General features: G+C 70.0%; 17 protein-coding genes. 10 read left to right on the top strand and 7 right to left on the bottom strand.

Annotation, left to right across the window (positions count from 1 at the left end; all coding sequences use genetic code 11):
• The first annotated feature begins 760 nt into the window (after positions 1-760).
• Both D455_RS0108700 and D455_RS29725 read left to right on the top strand, forming a co-directional pair.
• Complete coding sequence (locus D455_RS0108700) at positions 761-3,616, top strand: helix-turn-helix transcriptional regulator (protein WP_160167834.1); 2,856 nt, start codon at positions 761-763, stop codon at positions 3,614-3,616.
• 14 nt (positions 3,617-3,630) lie between these two features.
• Positions 3,631-4,218, top strand: a complete 588-nt coding sequence (locus tag D455_RS29725; protein ID WP_051064604.1) for a flavin reductase family protein — start codon at positions 3,631-3,633, stop codon at positions 4,216-4,218.
• Here D455_RS29725 and D455_RS0108690 read toward each other — a convergent pair.
• The gene (locus D455_RS0108690) at positions 4,196-5,788 is read right to left on the bottom strand and encodes a tryptophan halogenase family protein (RefSeq protein ID WP_026122449.1); all 1,593 of its coding nucleotides are present in this window, start codon (positions 5,786-5,788) and stop codon (positions 4,196-4,198) included. The genes D455_RS29725 and D455_RS0108690 overlap by 23 nt on opposite strands.
• Positions 5,789-6,758: 970 nt before the next feature.
• Between D455_RS0108690 and D455_RS0108685 the strand changes: the two genes are divergently transcribed.
• The 4 genes from D455_RS0108685 to D455_RS0108670 all read left to right on the top strand — a co-directional run bounded on the left by D455_RS0108685 (position 6,759) and on the right by D455_RS0108670 (position 10,211).
• Positions 6,759-7,037: a hypothetical protein gene (locus D455_RS0108685; protein ID WP_026122448.1), complete on the top strand. Its 279-nt coding sequence runs from the start codon at positions 6,759-6,761 to the stop codon at positions 7,035-7,037.
• Positions 7,034-7,801 (top strand): class I SAM-dependent methyltransferase, encoded by a 768-nt coding sequence (locus D455_RS0108680; protein ID WP_017570351.1) that lies wholly within the window; start codon positions 7,034-7,036, stop codon positions 7,799-7,801. Before D455_RS0108685 ends, D455_RS0108680 begins: the two co-directional genes overlap by 4 nt.
• Before the next feature lie 57 nt (positions 7,802-7,858).
• Positions 7,859-8,653, top strand: coding sequence for an SDR family NAD(P)-dependent oxidoreductase (locus D455_RS0108675; RefSeq protein ID WP_017570350.1), 795 nt, complete (start codon positions 7,859-7,861; stop codon positions 8,651-8,653).
• 298 nt (positions 8,654-8,951) lie between these two features.
• On the top strand, positions 8,952-10,211 hold the full coding sequence (locus D455_RS0108670; protein WP_017570349.1) for a D-arabinono-1,4-lactone oxidase: 1,260 nt from the start codon (positions 8,952-8,954) through the stop codon (positions 10,209-10,211).
• Between the two features lie 350 nt (positions 10,212-10,561).
• On the opposite strand, the gene D455_RS0108665 is transcribed toward D455_RS0108670, so the two are convergent.
• The 4 genes from D455_RS0108665 to D455_RS0108650 all read right to left on the bottom strand — a co-directional run bounded on the left by D455_RS0108665 (position 10,562) and on the right by D455_RS0108650 (position 14,213).
• Complete coding sequence (locus D455_RS0108665) at positions 10,562-10,975, bottom strand: hypothetical protein (protein WP_017570348.1); 414 nt, start codon at positions 10,973-10,975, stop codon at positions 10,562-10,564.
• Positions 10,976-11,397: 422 nt separating this feature from the next.
• Positions 11,398-12,162, bottom strand: coding sequence for a protein phosphatase 2C domain-containing protein (locus D455_RS0108660; RefSeq protein WP_017570347.1), 765 nt, complete (start codon positions 12,160-12,162; stop codon positions 11,398-11,400).
• A gap of 355 nt (positions 12,163-12,517) precedes the next feature.
• Positions 12,518-13,258 (bottom strand): L,D-transpeptidase family protein, encoded by a 741-nt coding sequence (locus D455_RS0108655; protein WP_017570346.1) that lies wholly within the window; start codon positions 13,256-13,258, stop codon positions 12,518-12,520.
• Between the two features lie 76 nt (positions 13,259-13,334).
• The gene (locus tag D455_RS0108650) at positions 13,335-14,213 is read right to left on the bottom strand and encodes an ACT domain-containing protein (protein WP_017570345.1); all 879 of its coding nucleotides are present in this window, start codon (positions 14,211-14,213) and stop codon (positions 13,335-13,337) included.
• A 444-nt stretch (positions 14,214-14,657) separates the two neighbouring features.
• On the opposite strand from D455_RS0108650, the gene D455_RS0108645 reads away from it, so the two are divergent.
• Positions 14,658-15,086, top strand: a complete 429-nt coding sequence (locus D455_RS0108645; RefSeq protein ID WP_026122447.1) for a hypothetical protein — start codon at positions 14,658-14,660, stop codon at positions 15,084-15,086.
• A 58-nt stretch (positions 15,087-15,144) separates the two neighbouring features.
• On the opposite strand, the gene D455_RS0108640 is transcribed toward D455_RS0108645, so the two are convergent.
• Entirely contained in the window at positions 15,145-15,702 is a 558-nt protein-coding gene (locus D455_RS0108640) for an anti-sigma factor (protein WP_017570343.1), read from the bottom strand.
• Positions 15,693-16,241, bottom strand: a complete 549-nt coding sequence (locus tag D455_RS0108635) for an RNA polymerase sigma factor (protein ID WP_017570342.1) — start codon at positions 16,239-16,241, stop codon at positions 15,693-15,695. Before D455_RS0108635 ends, D455_RS0108640 begins: the two co-directional genes overlap by 10 nt.
• A gap of 412 nt (positions 16,242-16,653) precedes the next feature.
• On the opposite strand from D455_RS0108635, the gene D455_RS29715 reads away from it, so the two are divergent.
• The 3 genes from D455_RS29715 to D455_RS0108620 all read left to right on the top strand — a co-directional run.
• Positions 16,654-17,136: an Asp23/Gls24 family envelope stress response protein gene (locus tag D455_RS29715; RefSeq protein WP_017570340.1), complete on the top strand. Its 483-nt coding sequence runs from the start codon at positions 16,654-16,656 to the stop codon at positions 17,134-17,136.
• Between the two features lie 2 nt (positions 17,137-17,138).
• A complete protein-coding gene (locus D455_RS35210) occupies positions 17,139-17,294 on the top strand; it encodes a DUF6286 domain-containing protein (RefSeq protein ID WP_241480208.1) in 156 nt (51 codons plus the stop codon).
• A gap of 495 nt (positions 17,295-17,789) precedes the next feature.
• Positions 17,790-18,370, top strand: a 581-nt coding sequence (locus D455_RS0108620) for an ABC transporter permease (protein ID WP_017570338.1), incomplete at its 3' end; no start/stop codon positions are given.

Below are 18,370 nucleotides of genomic sequence, written 5' to 3'. Positions count from 1 at the left end.
CAGTCATGCGAGAATCGGAACCCATCTCCTCACGTGCTCCTGACGCCACCAGAAAACCCGTGTCCGAACCCGGACACATCTTCCCAGCAAGCAAAATGCTGCGATATGCATTCACCAAGTCACGCCCCGTGAGAAAAAGTAGATGGAACTCTCCGCCCGCACCCAACGGCATCTCCACGCGCATGGGAACTCCGCCACAGGACCCCGCCACGAGAGGGGAGCACGCCTGGTCACCCGCCCCTGAACGCCGTGGCAGCAGCCCCACCGCCCACGCCGAGAGCCGGGCGCAGGCAGGCCCGAACGCGCCCGAAGATCACGGAAAAAATGCATGTGATCTGAATCACATAGCATGTCGGGCGAGGGCACCAAGCCAGAACCAAAGGCGATTACCACACGACCCCGACCCGAGGGAAGAGGCACCCGACATATTTCGGAAGTGGCCGAACCCGGCCATCACTCCGGCGAAGGTCAGGGAAAAAATTCCATGCCACCCGGAAACCAAAAAATCGCCGGACGCACCGAACGGCACCATCCTGAGGTCATTCCAAATGACAAGGAGGAGACGAACACCATGCCGCATGCACGCACGAACTCAGTGGCGCGGGTCGACACGTTCTCCGTCGTGACCAGTCATTCGGAAAACGGTTCCTGGGAAACCTTCGCACCTCTTTCGGAGCAGAGGAGTCCGCGTTCCGGTGGCAACGCCGGTTCATCTGACGCCCAACCAACGGAGAAGAACAGGGGAACACACCGGGAAAGCGTGGGAAACCCTCCACAGGGCCGTCGTGTGCGTTCGCTGCGGGGCAGGGACGAGACCCTGGAACGTATCGAATCCTTCCTGCGCGGGCTGCGGCGTTCCGAGGGAGGGATCCTCACGTTGGAGGGGCCCGAGGGCGTCGGGAGGACGTCCCTGATCGACTGGACCTGCCGGACGGCCGGGTCGATGGGGATCGGGGTCGCCCGCGCCTCGGCCGACGAGCTGCTCCGGATCGTCCCCCTCATGCCGTTGTACGCGGCCCTGGGAGAGTCCCCACCCCCCATGGAGGCCGTCACCGACGGTTCCCAGCGGCTCATGTCCTCGATCGGACACTTCCGTTCCAGGGTCGAGCAGCGGCTCCTGGAGCACCCCCTGGTCATCGCGGTCGATGACGTTCACTGGTCCGACCCCGGCTCGCTCCTCGCACTGCGAACACTGTCGGTCCAGCTCAGGCACCGACCCGTCGCCTGGGTCCTCGGCCGGTGCGTCGGCCGGGGAGGGGGTGCCGTGGACAGGTTGTTCGACAGCCTGCACGAGAACACGACGACGACCGCGGTCACGCTGTCCCCCCTGGACGACGGAGCGCTCCTGGAGCTTCTGGGGGACGTCCTGGAAGCGTCTCCGAGCCCGGAGGTGTCCTCCCTCGTGGGTCTCACGATGGGCAGTCCCCGCCTCCTGGTGGAACTCGTACGGGGCCTTCTGGAGGAGGGGCGGATCAGGGTGCGCGGCGGCCGGGCCGAACTGGACACCGCCCCCACCGCGAGCGTTCTGTTCCATGATCCGCGGGCCGCCGTCCCGCCTTTCCCCCTTCCCCGGCGGTTCCGCTCGGAGCTGGAACGGCGCCTGTCGTACCTGTCCCCCGGCGCCCACCAACTACTACAGGTGGGGGCCGTCCTCGGGAGCTCGTTCAGCCCCCAGGTGTGCGCCGAGATGATCGGCGAGTCCGTCGCGGGGATCCTGCCGTACCTCCGCGAGGCCGTGGACGCCCATGTCATCGCCTGCGGCGACGACGAGGCACTCGAATTCCGACACGAGCTTCACCGTCGGGCCGTACTCGACGCGATTCCCAGGGCGGTACGCGGGGCGCTCCACAGAGAGGCCGCCGAGATCATGCTCCGGCATCCGCACAGCACTTTCCACGGGGTCCAACACATGGCCCTGGGCGCTCGCCACGGCGACGGTGACGCCGTCACCGTCCTCGGACAGGCCGCCCGGGACCACGTCCGGAGCGCCCCCGAGATCTCGGCCGAACTCGCCCTGCGTGCTCTGGAGTTGGTCGATCCCGGTTCCGAGCAGGCGGCCGACCTCACCAACACCGCGCTCCAGGCCCTCCTCCGGCACGGTCCACTGGACAGGGCCATCGACATCGGAAACCAGGCCCTGGAGAGAACCGCCAGCGGTCCGCGACGGTCGCGCATCCAGTGCGCGCTCGCCCAGGCGATGCTGCTCGCCGAACGTTGCGAGGAGGCACGCGACCACGTGGACTCGCTGCTGATCGACCCCGCGCCACCCGAGGACGTCCGGTTGGACGCCCACCTTCTCCGTGTGCAGTCCTCCCTCGCCGCGACGGGAGCGGACCGCCTCGATCCCGCCGAAGCCCTGCGCGGGGCCGAGCACGCGCGTACGGGCTCGGCCGCGTGGTCGACCGCCATGTCGATGGCCAGGTGGAAGGTCGGCGATGTCGAAGAGGCGCTCACCGTCCTCTCCGAGACGGCGGGGGACGGTGAGGGACTCCTCCCCGACGCCACTCCCCTCCGACCGTTGCTCCACGCCGAACTCCTTCTCGCGGCACGGCAGACGGACCGGACCGTCGACCTGCTGCGGTCCGTCGCGGAGGCGGCGGACTCATACGGATGGCGCGTGCCGCTGACGTGCGCCCAAGCCCTGTGGGCCGAGGCCGATCTCGTCGCCGGCCGACTCGACCACGCCGCAGAACGGGCCGCTGAGGTCGTCAGAGCGGCACAGGAGGTCGGTCTGCCCTCGTGCGCGCGCCGGGGCCACGGTGTGCTCGCGGCGGTGGCCACCCACCGCGGAGACGTCGGGGAGTCCCTCGCCCACGTGGCCCGCCTACGGCCTGGGAACACGGGGGCGCGGTTCCGGGGATTGATGGGTCGGCGCGGCGGTCCCGAGTTCCTGTGGCACTCCATACGAGCCCTCGACGCCGACGGTGAACAGGAACGCGCACGTGAGCTGGTACGGACCGTGGTGGAGGAGGACGGCGCCCAGCGCCTCATGCTGGTCGGAGGGCCCACCGTCGGACCGTGGAGCGTCCGCCTGGCTCTGCACGGTGGTGACCGGGCGACCGCGCGGAGGATCACGACGGAGGCCGGGAGACTGGCGGACCGCAACCCGAACGTCCGGATTCTCCGCGTCGCCCACGACCACACGCGTGGCGTGCTCGACCAGGACGTCGGCCTCACCCTCCGCGCGACCGAAGCCGCCGACCCCTGGAGTGCCGCCTTGGCTCAGGAGGACCTGGCCGAGGTGGTGGGAGATCGGTCGGCCGCGGTCACGTGTCTGGAGACGGCCATGGCGGCATACACCTCGTTCGGAGCCGGACAGGACGCGGCCCGTGTACGCCGACGCCTGCGCGAACTCGGCGTACGGCGTCGGCACTGGTCGAGCTCGGCCCGACCGAGCCACGGATGGGAGAGCCTCACGGACACCGAGCGGGCCGTGGCCCGGCAGGTCGCGGAAGGGCTGACCAACCGCCAGGTGGCCGGACGGATGTTCCTCTCCCCGCACACGATCGGATTCCATCTCAGACGGATCTACCGCAAGCTCGACATCCACTCACGTGTCGATCTGGCACGCCATGTCCACGTCAACAGCGCCGCGCACGAAGACTCCGTCCGGTGAGCAAGGAGCCCCGCATGTCCGTTCCCCGCCCCTCAGACCCCGCCGTCCGCGGCACGGTGGACGCGTCCGACCTCGAGGACGGTCAGCGCGTCATGATGAGCCACTTCCCCACGGGGGTCTCCGTCGTCACCTCCCTTGACGCCGCGGGCCGTCCGCATGGGATGACGTGCACCTCGCTGACCAGCGTCTCCCTGGCTCCGCCCACACTGCTGGTCTGCCTGGGCACGGACAGCAGGACCATGCGGGCCGTGCGTGAACACGGCCACTTCGGCGTGAACCTGCTGCACCACCGCGCCAAGGAGACGGCCCTCCTGTTCTCCGGATCCGTCCACGACCGCTTCTCGCGGGCCAGGTGGGAGGGCTCCCCGGGAGCGCACGTCCCCTGGCTGGTCGATGACGCGTTCGCCACGGCCGAGTGCGCGGTACGGAACGTCTGGACCACCGGTGACCACGGGATCGTCGTGGGGGAGGTGGGGGATGTCAGGTTCACCGAGGACACCCCCCTCATGTACGGGATGAGGCGGTTCCTCGAGTTGCCGTCCCCGTCCACCGACGCGGGGCCGTCCGGGGACGGTCCGGTCAGCGCCCGTGCTGGTGCCTGAGGAACTCGTGGCAGCTGGGCAGCTCGTCCAGCAGCCGACGCCGCTCCTCCGCGATCCTCTCGTAGACCGCGCCGACGCCCTCCACCGCCTGGGGGAGGTGGCTGAGCCGGGGCAGGGGAGAGTCGGGAACCTTGCCGAGACCGGCGAGCACACAGTAGTAGTTGCTGTTGTTCCAGAAGTTCCGGAACTCCTCCTCGAAGTCCCCGTAGTAGACGCCCGCGTCATCACTGGACGGCTGGTTGATCGCGAGCCCCGCCGAGTACATCTCCACCTTACGCCGGATGTCCTCGCTGAGGTTGAGCTCCTTGTTGGCCCGCCAGAAGGGGGTGTCCTCGCGCGGCGAGTAGTAGTAGTGCGCCTGGATGAAGTCCCTCGTGTCGTCGAACATGGTGGCGATCTCCCGGTTGAAGGAGTCGAGGAGGGCACCGTCGAACCGCTTGTCCGGGAAGTGCTTCACCAGTTGGTAGAGGGCCGCGTAGGCGAAGTAGATGCCCGTCGACTCCAGGGGCTCGACGAAACACGACGCGGCGCCGATGCTGACGCAGTTCTTCACCCAGGCACGGCGGTTCCTGCCGACGCGGAACCGGATCCTGTTCAGGTCCGTTGCCTGAGGGTCCAGCCCCCAGAGGGAGCAGAACTCATCCACCGCTTCGTCCTCCGAACAGAAGCGGCTGGAGTAGACGTAGCCGGTGCCGAACCGGCCCGGCATGGGGATCTTCCACGTCCACCCCGAGCTCATGGCGATGGATGAGGTGTAGGGTTCCACACCCTCGGCCTCGTCGTCATGCGGTACCTGTGTCGCCACAGCACTGTCGCACAGGAGGTGGTCGCTCATGTCGAGGAAGGGCTCTTCCAGCGTCTTGTTGATGAGCAGGCCACGGAAACCCGAGCAGTCGACGAACAGATCGCCCTCGACACGGTCCCCCGAATCCGTGACCAGGGCCTGGATGAACCCGTCGGCGTCCTGGTCCGCCCGCACCATGCGGCCCTGGACATGGCGGACGCCGAGTCCGTCCGTCGCCACACGTGTCAGGTAACGCGCGACGAGCTGGGCGTCGAAGTGCCAGGCGTAGTTCGTCACCCGGGTTCCGTCCATGAGACGCGGAGACTTCTTGGCGTCCATGAGGGCCGGTTCCTTGTAACAGGAGTAGTCGAACGGCTCCTTGGTCTCCCCGTTCAGATAGCTTCGGGCCCAGTAGTGGGACAGGGGAATGCCCTCGTGATGCGGGAGCAGTCCGAAGATGTGGTAGAAGTGGTCGACTCCGGAATCCATTTGCCGCGGCCCGGACTCCCCTGACCCACCGGTTCTCCAGTTGATGAAGCGGATCGCCGTCTTATAGCTCGCGTTGCATTCACGCATCCAGTCGTCTTCGTCGATTCCCAGGAAGTCAAAGAAAGCAGTTTGCAGGTTGGGAATCGTCGCTTCACCGACTCCGAGGGTCGGGATCTGCGGAGCTTCGAGAACGGTGACCCTGGCTGTACCGTTCATTGCCTTGGCAAGGTAGCAGGCGGACATCCACCCGGCCGTACCTCCGCCGAGGACAACGATATCCTTGATCGCATCAGTCATGTTCTTCATCCCATCAGAAGCCACCTAGAAGGCAAACGACACAAATACGCTGGCTCCACTTTGTGAGGATATCCGGAGTCGCTGAAATTTCCCATCGTCCGTCACATCCGCCAACCACCAACTACTCAACCGTGTGGGTTGGGGACCCGCTTCCACACCAGGACCGCACGGAGCGAGCACACATCCAGCGTGACCACGCGGTGCACACCGACCTCCCGTGCGGGGTATCCGGTGATGTCGGTGACGCGCTCCGGACCAGAAGGCCGGGAGCCCGGGTCCTCCCGAGCGCACCCCCATCACCGCTGAGGCCTCCGACGGTGCCGCCTGGCCACCAGAACCGGGTGGCGCCATACCCTCGTAGCGACCTCGCAGGCCACAGGGGCCACTCATGAGAACACGACGGATTCCCACCCTCGGCGAACGCGGGGAGATCGGCGCACCCACACACGGGGAGAAGGCGTACGCGCCATCGCCCGCCTGGTCGTCCGGGACCGGTCGGTTGTCAGCCGTGGGCCACGCCGTAACGCCTCCAAACGCGGATACCGGTCCGCCGCCCGCCCACCAACGCGCCCGTAGGAGCCGCGCACGCCCCAGCGGCGCTCGATGTCCACCGGTCCCCTCATTCGCCGACGGGTCCCAGCTGACCTTGAACATGGCTGCGGTCAATTCCGGCCCATGGCGCGCCGGACACCGAACGACACGCATACCTGCTGTTCAGTGTCACGGAAAGCGACGGGCGCGGCGGGGCGGGATAAACCAAAGACCCCGGAAACGGACATTCACCCCTGCACCCCCGTTGGGCACCCCGCGGAAAGCAAGAACCCGGACGAAGGGAAAATTGTTTTCGAACAGCAGCGGACCAGGCACCCCCGTATCCAATGGTGAGAATACTTGCCGACTCTCCACCCTGGGGACTCGTTTCATCCCCAGGGGCTCCTTTCCGAACTTCGCGGATTACACCCACGAGTTCATGAGGGCGTACTCGGAAACATCCTCGGTCGTGTCGTCGGCCCCGGTCGACGTCCTGGTCGATCAGGAGCCGGGGCACGCCGCCGAGGGCGGACGCACCCGGGCCGCTGTGGGTGTCCATGCGAGCAGGCACCCGCATCGGTCGTTCGCCGCGGACGTGCTCGCCGAGGAACCCGTGCCCCAGCTCGTGATCGACATGGTGCGCTCGGGTGGGATGCTCTCCTCAGTGCTTGCCGGGGGAAACCCGGCAACGGCTGACAGGGAGGGAACGCGAGCGTGAGAGCGCGGCAGAAGTTCGACGGCCTGTCCGATGACTACGACCTTTACCGCCCCCGGTACCCCGACGAATTCTTCGCGACCATCGCGGCGGAGCTCACGTCCTTCGCGGAGGTGACGGCGGTCGACACCGGCGCGGGCACCGGGATCGCCCTTGAGGGGCTGGTGCCGGCACTGGACGCGTCCACCCGCTATCTCGCGGTGGACGTGTCCCAGGACATGGTGGACAGGGGGCGGAAGAAGTTCCCGGAAGTCGAGTGGACGGTCGGCGGCGCGGAGGAGTTCCTGGAGGGACTCCCCCAGCGGGTACAGCTCGTGGTCGCCGCACAGGCTTACCAGTGGATGGACCGGAAGCGTTATGTGTCCGCCTGTCTCACGGCTCTGGCACCAGGGGGTCTGTTGGCGGTCATGCAGAACAACCGGGACCACGCGTCCAGCGCGTTCCTCGACGCATACGAGTCCCTGTTGGAGGAACACAGCCCGGGTTACGCCCGCGGGTACCGCGACTTCGACATCGGGTCGGAGATCGCGGCTGGCTTCGAGCCCTCCGGCGGCCGGGTGGACACGCGCATGGTGCGCTGGACCCGTTCGGTGCGGGTGGACGACTTCGTCCGCATGTCCTCTTCCTCGACCCAGGTCCAGAGGGCCATCTTCGAGGAGGGCGAGGGTTTCCTCGACCTCGTGCGCGACCTGTGCGCGGAGCACGCACGAGGCGGAGCGCTGAACGTCGCCTACACCTCGGAACTGTTCCTCGGAGTCCGCGGCTGAGACCAGGACACCGGGTGCCGTTCCACAGTCCCGACAACCCGACGAGGGGAACGCCTCATGCAGATCGATCTCTCCGGCCGTACGGCCCTGGTCACCGGCTCCACCCAGGGCATCGGACACGCCATCGCCCTCGGCCTGGCCCGAGCCGGAGCCCGGGTCGTCGTCAACGGCCGGAACGAGAAGCGCGTCACGGAGGCCGTCCGTACCGTGCGCGCCGCCTCCGGCCGTGACGACGTCACCGGTGCCGTGGGCGACCTGGCGACGGAGGAGGGCGCCGCCGCCGTACTGGAGGCCGCGCCCGCGGTCGACGTCCTCGTCAACAACCTCGGGATCTTCGGCTCCGCGGACCCGCTGGAGATCGACGACGCCGAGTGGCGCCGCTACTTCGAGGTCAACGTCCTCTCCGCCGTCCGGCTCATCCGCGCCTACCTGCCCGGCATGAAGGAACGGGGCTGGGGCCGCGTCCTCAACATCACCAGCGACTCCGCGGTGGTCATCCCCGCCGAGATGATCCACTACGGCATGTCGAAGACCTCGCTGCTGGCCGTCAGCCGCGGCTTCGCCAAGGACGCCGCGGGCACCGGTGTCACCGTCAACTCCGTCATCGCCGGACCGACCCACACCGGCGGCGTCGAGGGATTCGTCCGCGAACTCGTGGGCGACGAGCTGCCCTGGGACGAGGCACAGCGCGCGTTCATGGTCGAGCACCGGCCCCAGTCCCTGCTACAGCGCCTCATCGAACCCGAGGAGATCGCCAACCTGGTCGTCTACCTCGCCTCGCCCCTCGCCTCCGCGACCACCGGCGGCGCGGTGCGCGTCGACGGCGGCTACGTCGACTCGATCCTTCCCTGAGTCCGGCGACCGCCGGCCCTCCCCGTCCGCGGCGGAGAGGGCGAGCCGGTCGTCGAACAGACCGGTCGATTCGCGGATGACGACCCGCGTCATGTCCGTCGGTCCCGGACCGTCGTGGGACTCGTGCCTGTGCGCGGGCATGCGCCCGCACGCTCGCGCGGAGGGCGGGAGGCCGTGGACCGGGGGTCCCGTGCCCGTTGGCCGTCAGCCTCCCGGCTATCCTCCGGTGTGCCGTCTGCCGTGGCGGCTCCCGGGGAGACCGGGACCGCACGGCGCCCGCCCCACCCACGGAGGGCCCATGTCCGCACCCCGCTCGCAGATCACCAACTGGGCCGGCAACGTCACCTTCGGCAGTCCACGGGTCCACCGGCCCGGTTCCGTCGACGAACTGCGCCGCCTCGTGCGTGACAGCGCACGGATCCGCGCCCTCGGCAGCGGGCACTCCTTCAACCTCGTCGCCGACTCCGACCAGGACCTGGTGCGCCTGGACGGCCTGCCCGAGGAGACCGTGATCGACGCGGGGAACTCGACCGTCACCGTCACCGCGGGTACGCGCTACGCCGAGCTGGTCACCGCCCTGGACGCCGAGGGGTTCGCGCTGGCCAACCTGGCGTCACTGCCGCACATCTCGGTCGCGGGGTCCTGCGCGACCGGCACGCACGGATCCGGTGACGGCCAGCGCTGCCTGTCGGCCGCCGTCCGCGCGGTGCAGCTCGTCGGCCCCGACGGCGGCCTGTCCTGGCTGAGCCGTGACGCGGATCCCGGGGTCTTCCCCGGCGTGGTGGTCGCGCTCGGCGCGCTCGGCATCGTCACCCGGCTCTCTCTGGAGGTCGAGCCCGCGTTCGAGATGTTCCAGGAAGTCCGTGTCGGTGTCCCGCTGGAGGAGGCGGCCGACCACGTCGACGACGTGTTCGGGGCGGCCTACAGCGTCAGTCTGTTCACCGACTGGCGCGACGAGGGCGTCGTGTGGTTCAAGCAGCGCGCCGACCGGCCCGGGGCCGGGTGGGACGGCGGTCGACCGGCGCAGCGGCCGATGCACCCCGTTCCGGGGATGTCCACGGAGTCCAGCACGGAGCAGATGGGCGTCGTCGGCCCCTGGCACGAGCGCCTCCCCCACTTCCGGCCCGGGTTGGAGCCGAGCGGCGCGGGTGAGGAGTTGCAGTCCGAGTTGTACGTGCCCCGGGAGTACGCGAGGGACGCCTTCACCGCCCTCCGCGGGATCGGGCGCCTGGTGGCCCCGGTGCTGCACACCGCGGAGGTGCGGACGGTCCGCGCGGACGACCTGTGGCTGAGCCCCGCCCACGGCCGGGACTGCGTCGCCTTCCACTTCACCTGGGTCAAGGACCTGGCGGCCGTGACACCGGTCCTGGCCGCGGTGGAGGAACGCCTGCTGCCGCTGGGCGCGCGCCCGCACTGGGGCAAGCTCACCACGACGGCCGCGCCGGACATCGCCGCCATGTACGAGCGCGCCGCGGACTTCGCTCGTCTGATGCGGGACCTCGACCCGACAGGGAAGTTCCGCAACGCCTTCGTCGACGGCCTCTTCCCCCTCGGGTGACGGGGGTCGGGAGGGCGAACGCGGGAGCGGCGACGCCGATGGCCGCGATACGACGGACGTTCATGGGTGTTTCCCCTCGGCCGCCTCCGCCGTGAACGGAGGGGTCCTTCCTTCCGGGCACCCGCCGCGCTCGCTGCGGACTCGCCACCACCCTGGCCGGAGGGCGAGCCGAGACAAATCGTCGGAAGTGTGCCATAACGCGTGCGATCCGGCGGACAAACCACTACGAACAAGGTGCGAGTGGCACTGAGGAAGGAAAAGGACACAACACCAGGCCAGCGGATATGGGTCCGTCACCTCACGGGTTGGTGCGCCGCGGTGGGGCGTCCGTGGATCCTCCGGGGAGTGAATCAGTACCCGGCCGACCGGAGCCTGCGCCAGGCGGTCGTCCAGCGCTGGAGTTCGCCCGCGTCCTCACCGGCGCACGCGGTCACGAAGGCCATCAGGAACACGTACCTGGGCAGCTGGGTGCCCTCCAGGACGTCACGGAAGGTGGATCCCCGCACCGCTCCCCCACACAGGTACTCCAGCTCCAGGTAGGACCAGTCGCCCGCCCAGACGAGGTAGCGGCGCATGGTCAGCAGGAAATCGGCGGGTGTCTCGGCGTTCAGGGGGTTGGGGCGGCGCTCGTAGCCGTCGAGGGCCCGGACGGTGGAGTGGCGCTCGACGACGGCACTGGGGGTCGCCAGTACCCGGTCCAACCAACTGGTGCGGCCAAGGGCGCGGTTGGGTCCGGTGGGTTCGAGGACGCCCGTGGTGGTCACACCTTCTCCTTTTCACCAGTCGAAATCGACGTCACAGGGTTCTTTCGTACGCGATGCGCCTGTTCGGCGCACACGGGAACACGGGGGTGGAGAGAACACCGGAGGTCGGAGACCGGCTGTCGCGGGAAGAACTCCGACTGTTCGGTTACGGATAAATCTACCGGACCGACACGACACACGAAAGCGCCCCGGGCCCCGGTTTCGGAGAGGTCTTGGTCTCCCTCTCATGCGACGCCTCCGCCCTTGCCGTCACAGAGGAGAACTTTTGCCGCAGAATCCGCCAAAGGCCATCTGACGCCTCCGCGAAAACGTCCTCGGTGGAGACAATGCCCGCGAGCGTCACCACCTGGGAAGGCACGGGAAACGGTCACAGGGGTTTCAAAATAAGATGGACCCAATACGCCATTTAATGCTGTCCGAAACTAGTCCTCCGGTGTCCACGCCAGCACGGTGGCGTCGTCGCTCCCCTTGCCGCGCGGATGCTTCCGTTGCTCCGGATCAGCGGCCTCCAGCGCGCGGACCCGGTCCAGCAGTGCGTGCGGGCCCTTGTCCGAAACCAGGGCGAACGCCTGACCCCAATCCAGGTCACCGAAGACGTCGACCACCCGGCTCGCTCCGTCGGTCATGGCGGTGAAGCGGCCCGCGGGCATGGTTCCGGACAGCGCCTCACCGGCTGCCCGAGGGTCCGCCCCCGCCGTCCAGAAACCGCCGGGCACGTTGCGTAGGGCGCGAATGGCGTCTCTCGGCCGCAACCGACGGGCCAGTTCGTCCCTGAGGTCGTCCAGACGGGTGTCCGTGAGCACCCGCACCCCGTCCGCCTCCTCCACCAGCAGCACGGAGTCGGACAGCACCAGGTACTCCAGTCCGTCCGCGCCCGCGCGCACCGCCACGACCGTGGCCGACGGGCTCTCCTGGTTGCCGAGGTCGCAAGTGTCCGCGTGCAGGGATGAGGCGGTCGCGATCGCCTCGGCCAGGGCCTCACGCAGGGGAAGCCCCGCGTCGGCCCCGGCCAGCAGGAACGCGCCGAGTCTGCGGGTGTACCAGGCCACCCCGTGCGCGCAGCCCGTCTCCACCCCCGGAGGCGCGCTCGCCCCGTCCAGGAGTACCGCGCTGGTGGCCGTCGCCGCGGCGAAGTCCTCGTTGGGACGGGCCGGGTCCCCCGGCTCCGTGGCGATACGGAAGGACATACCCCTGACCTCCTCGGTCCGATGGCAGGTTCCGGACGGCACACCGGTTCCTCGGGCGGCGCACCGGCCCCAGGGGCACCGCATGGCGAAAATCCGCGCCGCCCGGCGGGCACCACTGGTCCGATCCCCCGCACACGTGGAGGCGAATCCCGGAGCTCACCGGCAGCGGAATCCGCACCGGGGAACCGGGAGAGGAAAACCCTCCTTTCATGGTGGAGAACATCCCTCAGGGGATTTCCCGTGCCGTTCTCCGGAATGCGGACGCGCATTCAACCGCGAGTGCGTCCGTTTTTTCGGAATTTCCTCCCCTCCGTCCGCGGACGGTGGTGCGGGCCCCGGGACCGGGCCGCACGGATCAGCGCACCAGGACGGTGGTGTGCACGTCGATGTTGCCGCTCTCCCAGAGCCAGTCCATCGCGGCCAGGCTCACCCGGGCGCAACCGTGGGAGGCGGGCTGGGGCGGAACGACCGGGTACCCGTGCACGGCGATGCCGCCGTTGAAGTACATGGGTCTGTACAGCGCCCCGTAGGGGCCCGGGTCCCAGGCGTCGACCTCGCGGAAGACGGTGTAGCTGCCCGTCGGGGTGGTGGCGATGCGTTCGCCGCCGTCCGCGGCCTCGTAGGGCTGGCCGGATCCGGTGGAGGTGTTGAGCGCGCGTTCCACCTCGCCGTCGGACACCACCAGCAGCAGCTGCCGGTCCAGGTCGATCTCCAGCAGGTCACCGGAGGTGCTCGTGGCCTCCGGACGCACGCCCCCGGCGAGCGCGGAACGGGTGTCGGGGCCCACGACGCCGTCGCGGGCGATCCCGGCGGCCTTCTGGAGCGCGACCACGGCCTGCTCGGTGTGGAAGCCGAACAGCCCGTCCACGCCGTCGATCCAGTAGCCCAGCTCGGAGAGGCGCTCCTGGACGGCGGCCACCTCGGGCCCGGAGCCGCCCCGGCGCAGTTCCGGGCCGCTGTCGACCCGGGTCGGTGCGGCGGCGTGCGCGGCCGGGGCGGTCAGGGTGACGCCCAGGACGAGCGCGAACGCCGCGGCCAGGGCGAGGAGGAGGGTTCGTGTCGTGTGTGACGCGGGGAGTGATCGGGGGGTTGCCATACGTCCATCCTTACCCACACATCCGAGGATTCTCCCGGATCCGCGTCGCCTGTGGACAACTCCCGGAGCGGGCGGCTCATCCCCGGTGCGGGCACACATGCAGGGACGAAGCGACGTGGGCCAGGGCCCGGCAGCGCGCGAACTCCACGGCGGTGAAGGGGACCCCCTCCCTGCGGACGGTCAGAACGCCGCCGTCGGGCGAGGGAAGCGTCATGACCGTGCCGGACAGGTCCTCCCGGGGGCTTCCGGGGAGAGGAGCGGCGGTGTACTCGACCTCCCGGGCCGAGGCCAGGGACAGCAAGGAGCGCTCCAGAGTGGTCGCCCCCGTGACCAGTGCGCCGACCATGGCAAGGGTGCGACTGGTGGTGTCGCTGAGTTCGTGCACGTCGGCCCGGCGAACGGCGGCGTCACGTCCTCCCGACTCCCGTACGGCGGTGTACAGCTCGCCCTCGTCCACGCGCGCGGGGGCGCTGACGAAGAACTCGTCTATGGCGTCGGTCCCCGCCGGATGCACCTGCATGAGCCGGATGTCGATCCCGAGGGCGGCGAACCGCGCGGTGAGCGCGGCCAAGCCTCCGGGCACGTCGGCGACCGTCACGCGGACGCTCCACAGCAGGTCCTCGGAGGGGGCGCCCTCCGCGTTCTCCGTGGCAGGCGCCCCGTCCGGGGCCACCGGCTCGTCCTCGGCCGGGGAACCGCCCGCACGCGCGTTCCGGGACGTCCGCGTGGTGAACGCGGCTTTGTGGCGGCGCCACCGGTGGATCGCCGAGACCACGAGGAGGAGCAGTCCCACGGCGATCAGTACGCGGACACCCGCGTCGCTGTGCCCGAGGGAGAGCACCACGAGGTGCGCCGCGCCAGCGGCGAGGAGCAGGATGCCCAGGTCGAGTGCCTCGCGGCCGAGGAAGCCGTGGCGGTGGTCGTCGGTTCCGTGCCGGCCTTCGGAAACGTCCATGCTCCGAAGGTCCCAGGGAGACGTTGCGCCCGCTCACCTCCGTGTGAAGGCCCGGTAACGGATGGGGGTGACACCGGCCACCCCACACGGGACGCACCCCCGGCTCCGCACCCGGCCGGGGTGAGGGGGAGGCGACGCGCCACGACGAGGTGGCGACCGGGTGTGGCACAAGCCACACGCGCGGGCTCCAGGCGACTCCGAGTGGGGCGTTCCCCACCGAATCCCCATGGGCACCGCCGCTCCACCACCTCCGCGACGGTGGCGCACCCCGGGAGCGTTCCGGCCATGAGCAACGTCTTCGCAGGTCGGTGCCCATACGCGGAATGAGTTGCACCCAACCTGCCTTTTAACATGCGATGGAACGGCACTGGTGTGCCTTGCCCATGACCACACCCTCTGTTGGACAGACTTCGCCCATACGAGCGCATGGAGCACACGGAGAACATGAAGCGCGATGTGACCAGGACCGGTCTCCGGGCCGGAACCCGCACACCGGACGCACGGACCCACGACAACACGGCAGCACCAGTGCGCACGCTCCATGCACGGCATCCCACGCCCCTCCTGGTCACCGGAGCCATCGCCGCCGTGGTCACTCTCGTCTCCTCCGCCGAGATCGTCACCACCCTGGTGGGGCGTCCCCTGCACGAGATGGTGCCCCTCTGGGCCCACCTTCCCGAGGCCGCCGAATGCTGGGCGGCTCCCGAGATGATGCTCGCCTCCTCCCTGCTCGCCGCGGTGGGGCTGACCCTGGTCGTGCTCTCACTCGTCCCCGCGCGCGGTGACTGGCTGGCGCTGTGCGACGACCGCGTCCGCCCCGCCGACGGCGTGCCCCGGCCCTGGCGGGACGAGGAGCGGGGAGACGGGCGGTGACCCGGCGCGTCCCGTCCCTCTCCTGACACGGCGGCCGGGTCCGTTCACGGGTAGGGGCTCACCGGCCCCGGTCGGGATCGTCCAGGTCGACGACGTCGATGTCCAGCCGGACCACGGGCAGGCCCAACCGCTGCTCCGCCAGGGAACGCATGGCGCGGCGGGCGGCGTCGGCGGCGTCGGGGATGGGGAAGCCCACGGCGATCCGCGCCGTGGCCCGGACGGAGAGGCCCTCACGCGTCTGCTCGACCCGGCAGCGCCCGACGACGACCCCGGGAACGGACGCGGCGGAGGTCCGCAGCATGGCCGCCACGGCTGACTCCCTGACCTCGGTACCACCGGGTCCGGGCCCGGTCAGGACGATGGTTCCCTCGGAGCGCCGCTCCGCGCGCACCACGCGCATGACGTCCGTGAGCAGTCCGGGAGGAGCGGTGGCCTCCTCCTCACCGTCCCGGCGCACCGCGTCGACGAGCGGACGCAGCTCGTCCGCCTGCGCCCGGCAGTACTCGCAGGCGGACTCGTGCTCGGTGAGCCCACCGGACAGCATGTCGCCCAGGAGCGCGTCGACCGAGTTTCCGCAGGACAGTCGGTCGTGGTCGTCGGACGGATCTACCGCCATGGCTCAAGCGCCTCCACGAGATGGGTACGCGCGCGGTGAATACGTCCACGCACAGCGGTCGGGGTCGTGTCGACGATCTCCGCTATCTCTTCATAACCCAATCCTTCCATTTCGCGTAGAACCCAGCAGATCCGCTGCGGAGGCGGCAGTCCCGACAGCGCGTGGAGCAGCGCCCCGCGCAGGTCGCCGGCGAGCGTCTCCCCCACCGGCCCGGGTTCCCGGGACTCCAGCCGCTCCCCGTCCTCGACCGTCTCCACGGGTCCGCGGTCGCGCAGCACGTTCAGGGCGCGCCGTCCCACGATGCGGTTCAGCCATGCGGGGAAACTCCGGGGGTCGGCCAACTCGGGAAGCCTGCGCCACGCGGTGATGAGCGCCTCCTGGGCCGCGTCACGGGCGTCGGCGGGATCGCGCAGCATCCGCAGGGCGATCCGGTAGACGGTGTCCTGGTGCCGGCGGACGAGGGTCTCGAACGCCCTGTCGTCACCGTCCTGGGCGCGCTCCACGAGCACGCTCTCCGGAAGTGCGGTTTCCCAGTGCATCGGTGGTGTGCCCGCCCCTCCTCGTACGCACGCACAGCGAAACTACCGCAGGTTTCCGTCCGAACACGGAGAACCACGCTCCCGCCTCCCGCACACTGGTAGTGACACAGGTCACCATGAGGGGACCGTGAGCCCACGCCCCCTTCCGGTGTCCTCCCCGTGACGGCGCCACGACGGGTGGCCGCCGCAGTGAACGAGGAGAGCAGACCATGGCCGCGAGGATCACCGGTAGGGCCGCCCGTGGGGTCCGGGGCGTGCGCCACGTGGGAGGCGGGGCCGCGCGCCTCCGGCGCCGCACGTGAGCGCGTCCCCGGTTCCGCGTCCACCAGCGCCGCGGCGCGCGGCGTGTCCGTGGAGATCGTCGAACTCGCACCCGCGCCGCGGGTGCGCTGACCCATCGGAGGCAGCGGACATGACCTTCCTCCAGGAGGCGGAAGCCGACGGGGCGTCCCCGACCGCCGCTCCGGACGCCCTCCGTCCGGGGAGCCGGAAGGAGGAGCGGGACGCGCGGCGGACCGCGGTGCGGGTCTTCCGGCCCCGCCGGTCCCTTCCCGCCGTCGTCGTCGCCGTCTCGGTGGCGGTGGTCGCCGGACTGGCCCTCGCGGTGATCACCACGAGCCTGAGCGGCCGCCCCGCGCCGCTCCCCGTGGTGGACAGGGTGACCGCCCGGGCCGCCACGGCCCCGTGGGAGGCCCCCGAAGCCATGCTGGCCTCCGCCATCGCCGCCGTGCTGGGCCTGATGCTGCTGGTCGCGGCGTCGCTTCCCGGATTCGGCGGCCGCATGGTCCTGCGGACCGACGACCGCGACATGGTCGTGGGGCCGTCCAGGCGGGCCCTGCGCGACCTCCTCGCCGACTCGGCGCACGGGGTCGACGGCGTCCGCGGGCACGGGTGAGGGTGGGCCGCCGCACGGTGCGCGTGGAGGCCCGCACCCACATGCGCGGCGCCGGTTGGCTGCGGGACGAGGTGGACGCGGCGGTGCGCCGGAGGCTGGAGGAGCTCCTCCCGATCAGCGCTCCGAGGGTCCGCACGCGCGTACGGGAGGAGGCGTGAGCATGGCCGGCGCCGCGTCCGCCCCGGACGCACCGGCCCCGTCCACGATCCGCGGCTTTCCCCGCCGTGAGGCCCGAAGGGCGGCGCGGGGCAACCGGATCGGCCTCTTCCTCACGGGGCTGGTGCTCCTGGCCTGCGGAGCGGCCGGTCTCGGACCGCGGCGGAGGCGAAGGACTCGCCTGACCCCTGTGGCCCCGCTGAGGGGAGGGGCCGGGTCGGGTGGGACGACGGGGGCGGTGCGCGTCCACCGGTGACCGGGGAGACACCGGTGTGACCCCGCCCCCGTCAGCACGGACGGCCCCGGACTGGCCGACACCAGCCAACGCACACCGAAGGCGGGCACGGCTGTGCTATGTTCGCCACTCGCGGCGACCCGGACCTGAGCCTCCAGAGCGTCAGGGACGTGCCGGACCCCCGTGTCTCCCCGGCTCCCCCCGGTGTCGAGACCGGTAGTTCACCACCTGCACGTCTCGACCCACCGAGGAGCCCACGCCCGTGCGCGTCTACCTCGCGGTGTACGCCCGAGGGCTGCACCGCTACTCCACCTACCGTGCGGCCACGCTCGCCGGAATCTTCACCAACTCCGTCTTCGGGGTCATCAACGCGACCGTCATGCTCGCCCTGTTCTCCGCGCGTCCCCGGATCAACGGCTACGACGTCGGGGACGCCGTCACCCAGGTGTTCGTCGGTCAGGCCCTCCTCGGCATGGTCGCCGTCATGGGCCCGCCCCTGGAACTGGGCGAGCGGATCCGCTCCGGCGCCGTGGGCACCGACCTGCTGCGACCCGTATCCCTCCAGGGCTGGTGGCTGGCGGAGGACCTGGGCCGGGCCACGTTCAACCTCGTCCTTCGCGGAGTGCCCACCTTCGCCGTCGGCATGCTGCTGTTCGACCTGGTCCTGCCCGACGATCCGCTCCGCTGGGCCGCCGTGCTGGCGTCGGCCTTCCTGGCCACGCTCGTCTCGTTCTCGCTGCGCTACCTGTACGAACTGGCCGGGTTCTGGCTCATGGACTCCCGGGGCGTCTGGGCGGTGGCCGGGCTGCTCGGCCCGGTGGCCGCCGGGATGCTGCTGCCGCT

Source organism: Nocardiopsis halotolerans DSM 44410, from assembly GCF_000341065.1.
GTDB classification, from domain to species: Bacteria; Actinomycetota; Actinomycetes; order Streptosporangiales; family Streptosporangiaceae; genus Nocardiopsis; species Nocardiopsis halotolerans.
This window is presented reverse-complemented; position numbering and strand designations above follow the sequence as displayed.

Bases quoted from the DNA above. Each gene is read 5' to 3' on its own strand.
- D455_RS0108640 (WP_017570343.1), bottom strand. From the start codon at position 15,702: ATGGCGGTAGATCCGTCCGACGACCACGACCGACTGTCCTGCGGAAAC.
- D455_RS0108650 (WP_017570345.1), bottom strand. From the start codon at position 14,213: ATGGACGTTTCCGAAGGCCGGCACGGAACCGACGACCACCGCCACGGC.
- D455_RS0108645 (WP_026122447.1), top strand. From the start codon at position 14,658: ATGAAGCGCGATGTGACCAGGACCGGTCTCCGGGCCGGAACCCGCACA.
- D455_RS0108670 (WP_017570349.1), top strand. From the start codon at position 8,952: ATGTCCGCACCCCGCTCGCAGATCACCAACTGGGCCGGCAACGTCACC.
- D455_RS0108635 (WP_017570342.1), bottom strand. From the start codon at position 16,241: ATGCACTGGGAAACCGCACTTCCGGAGAGCGTGCTCGTGGAGCGCGCC.
- D455_RS0108690 (WP_026122449.1), bottom strand. From the start codon at position 5,788: ATGACTGATGCGATCAAGGATATCGTTGTCCTCGGCGGAGGTACGGCC.
- D455_RS0108685 (WP_026122448.1), top strand. From the start codon at position 6,759: ATGAGGGCGTACTCGGAAACATCCTCGGTCGTGTCGTCGGCCCCGGTC.
- D455_RS29715 (WP_017570340.1), top strand. From the start codon at position 16,654: ATGACCTTCCTCCAGGAGGCGGAAGCCGACGGGGCGTCCCCGACCGCC.
- D455_RS29725 (WP_051064604.1), top strand. From the start codon at position 3,631: ATGTCCGTTCCCCGCCCCTCAGACCCCGCCGTCCGCGGCACGGTGGAC.
- D455_RS0108655 (WP_017570346.1), bottom strand. From the start codon at position 13,258: ATGGCAACCCCCCGATCACTCCCCGCGTCACACACGACACGAACCCTC.
- D455_RS0108660 (WP_017570347.1), bottom strand. From the start codon at position 12,162: ATGTCCTTCCGTATCGCCACGGAGCCGGGGGACCCGGCCCGTCCCAAC.
- D455_RS0108675 (WP_017570350.1), top strand. From the start codon at position 7,859: ATGCAGATCGATCTCTCCGGCCGTACGGCCCTGGTCACCGGCTCCACC.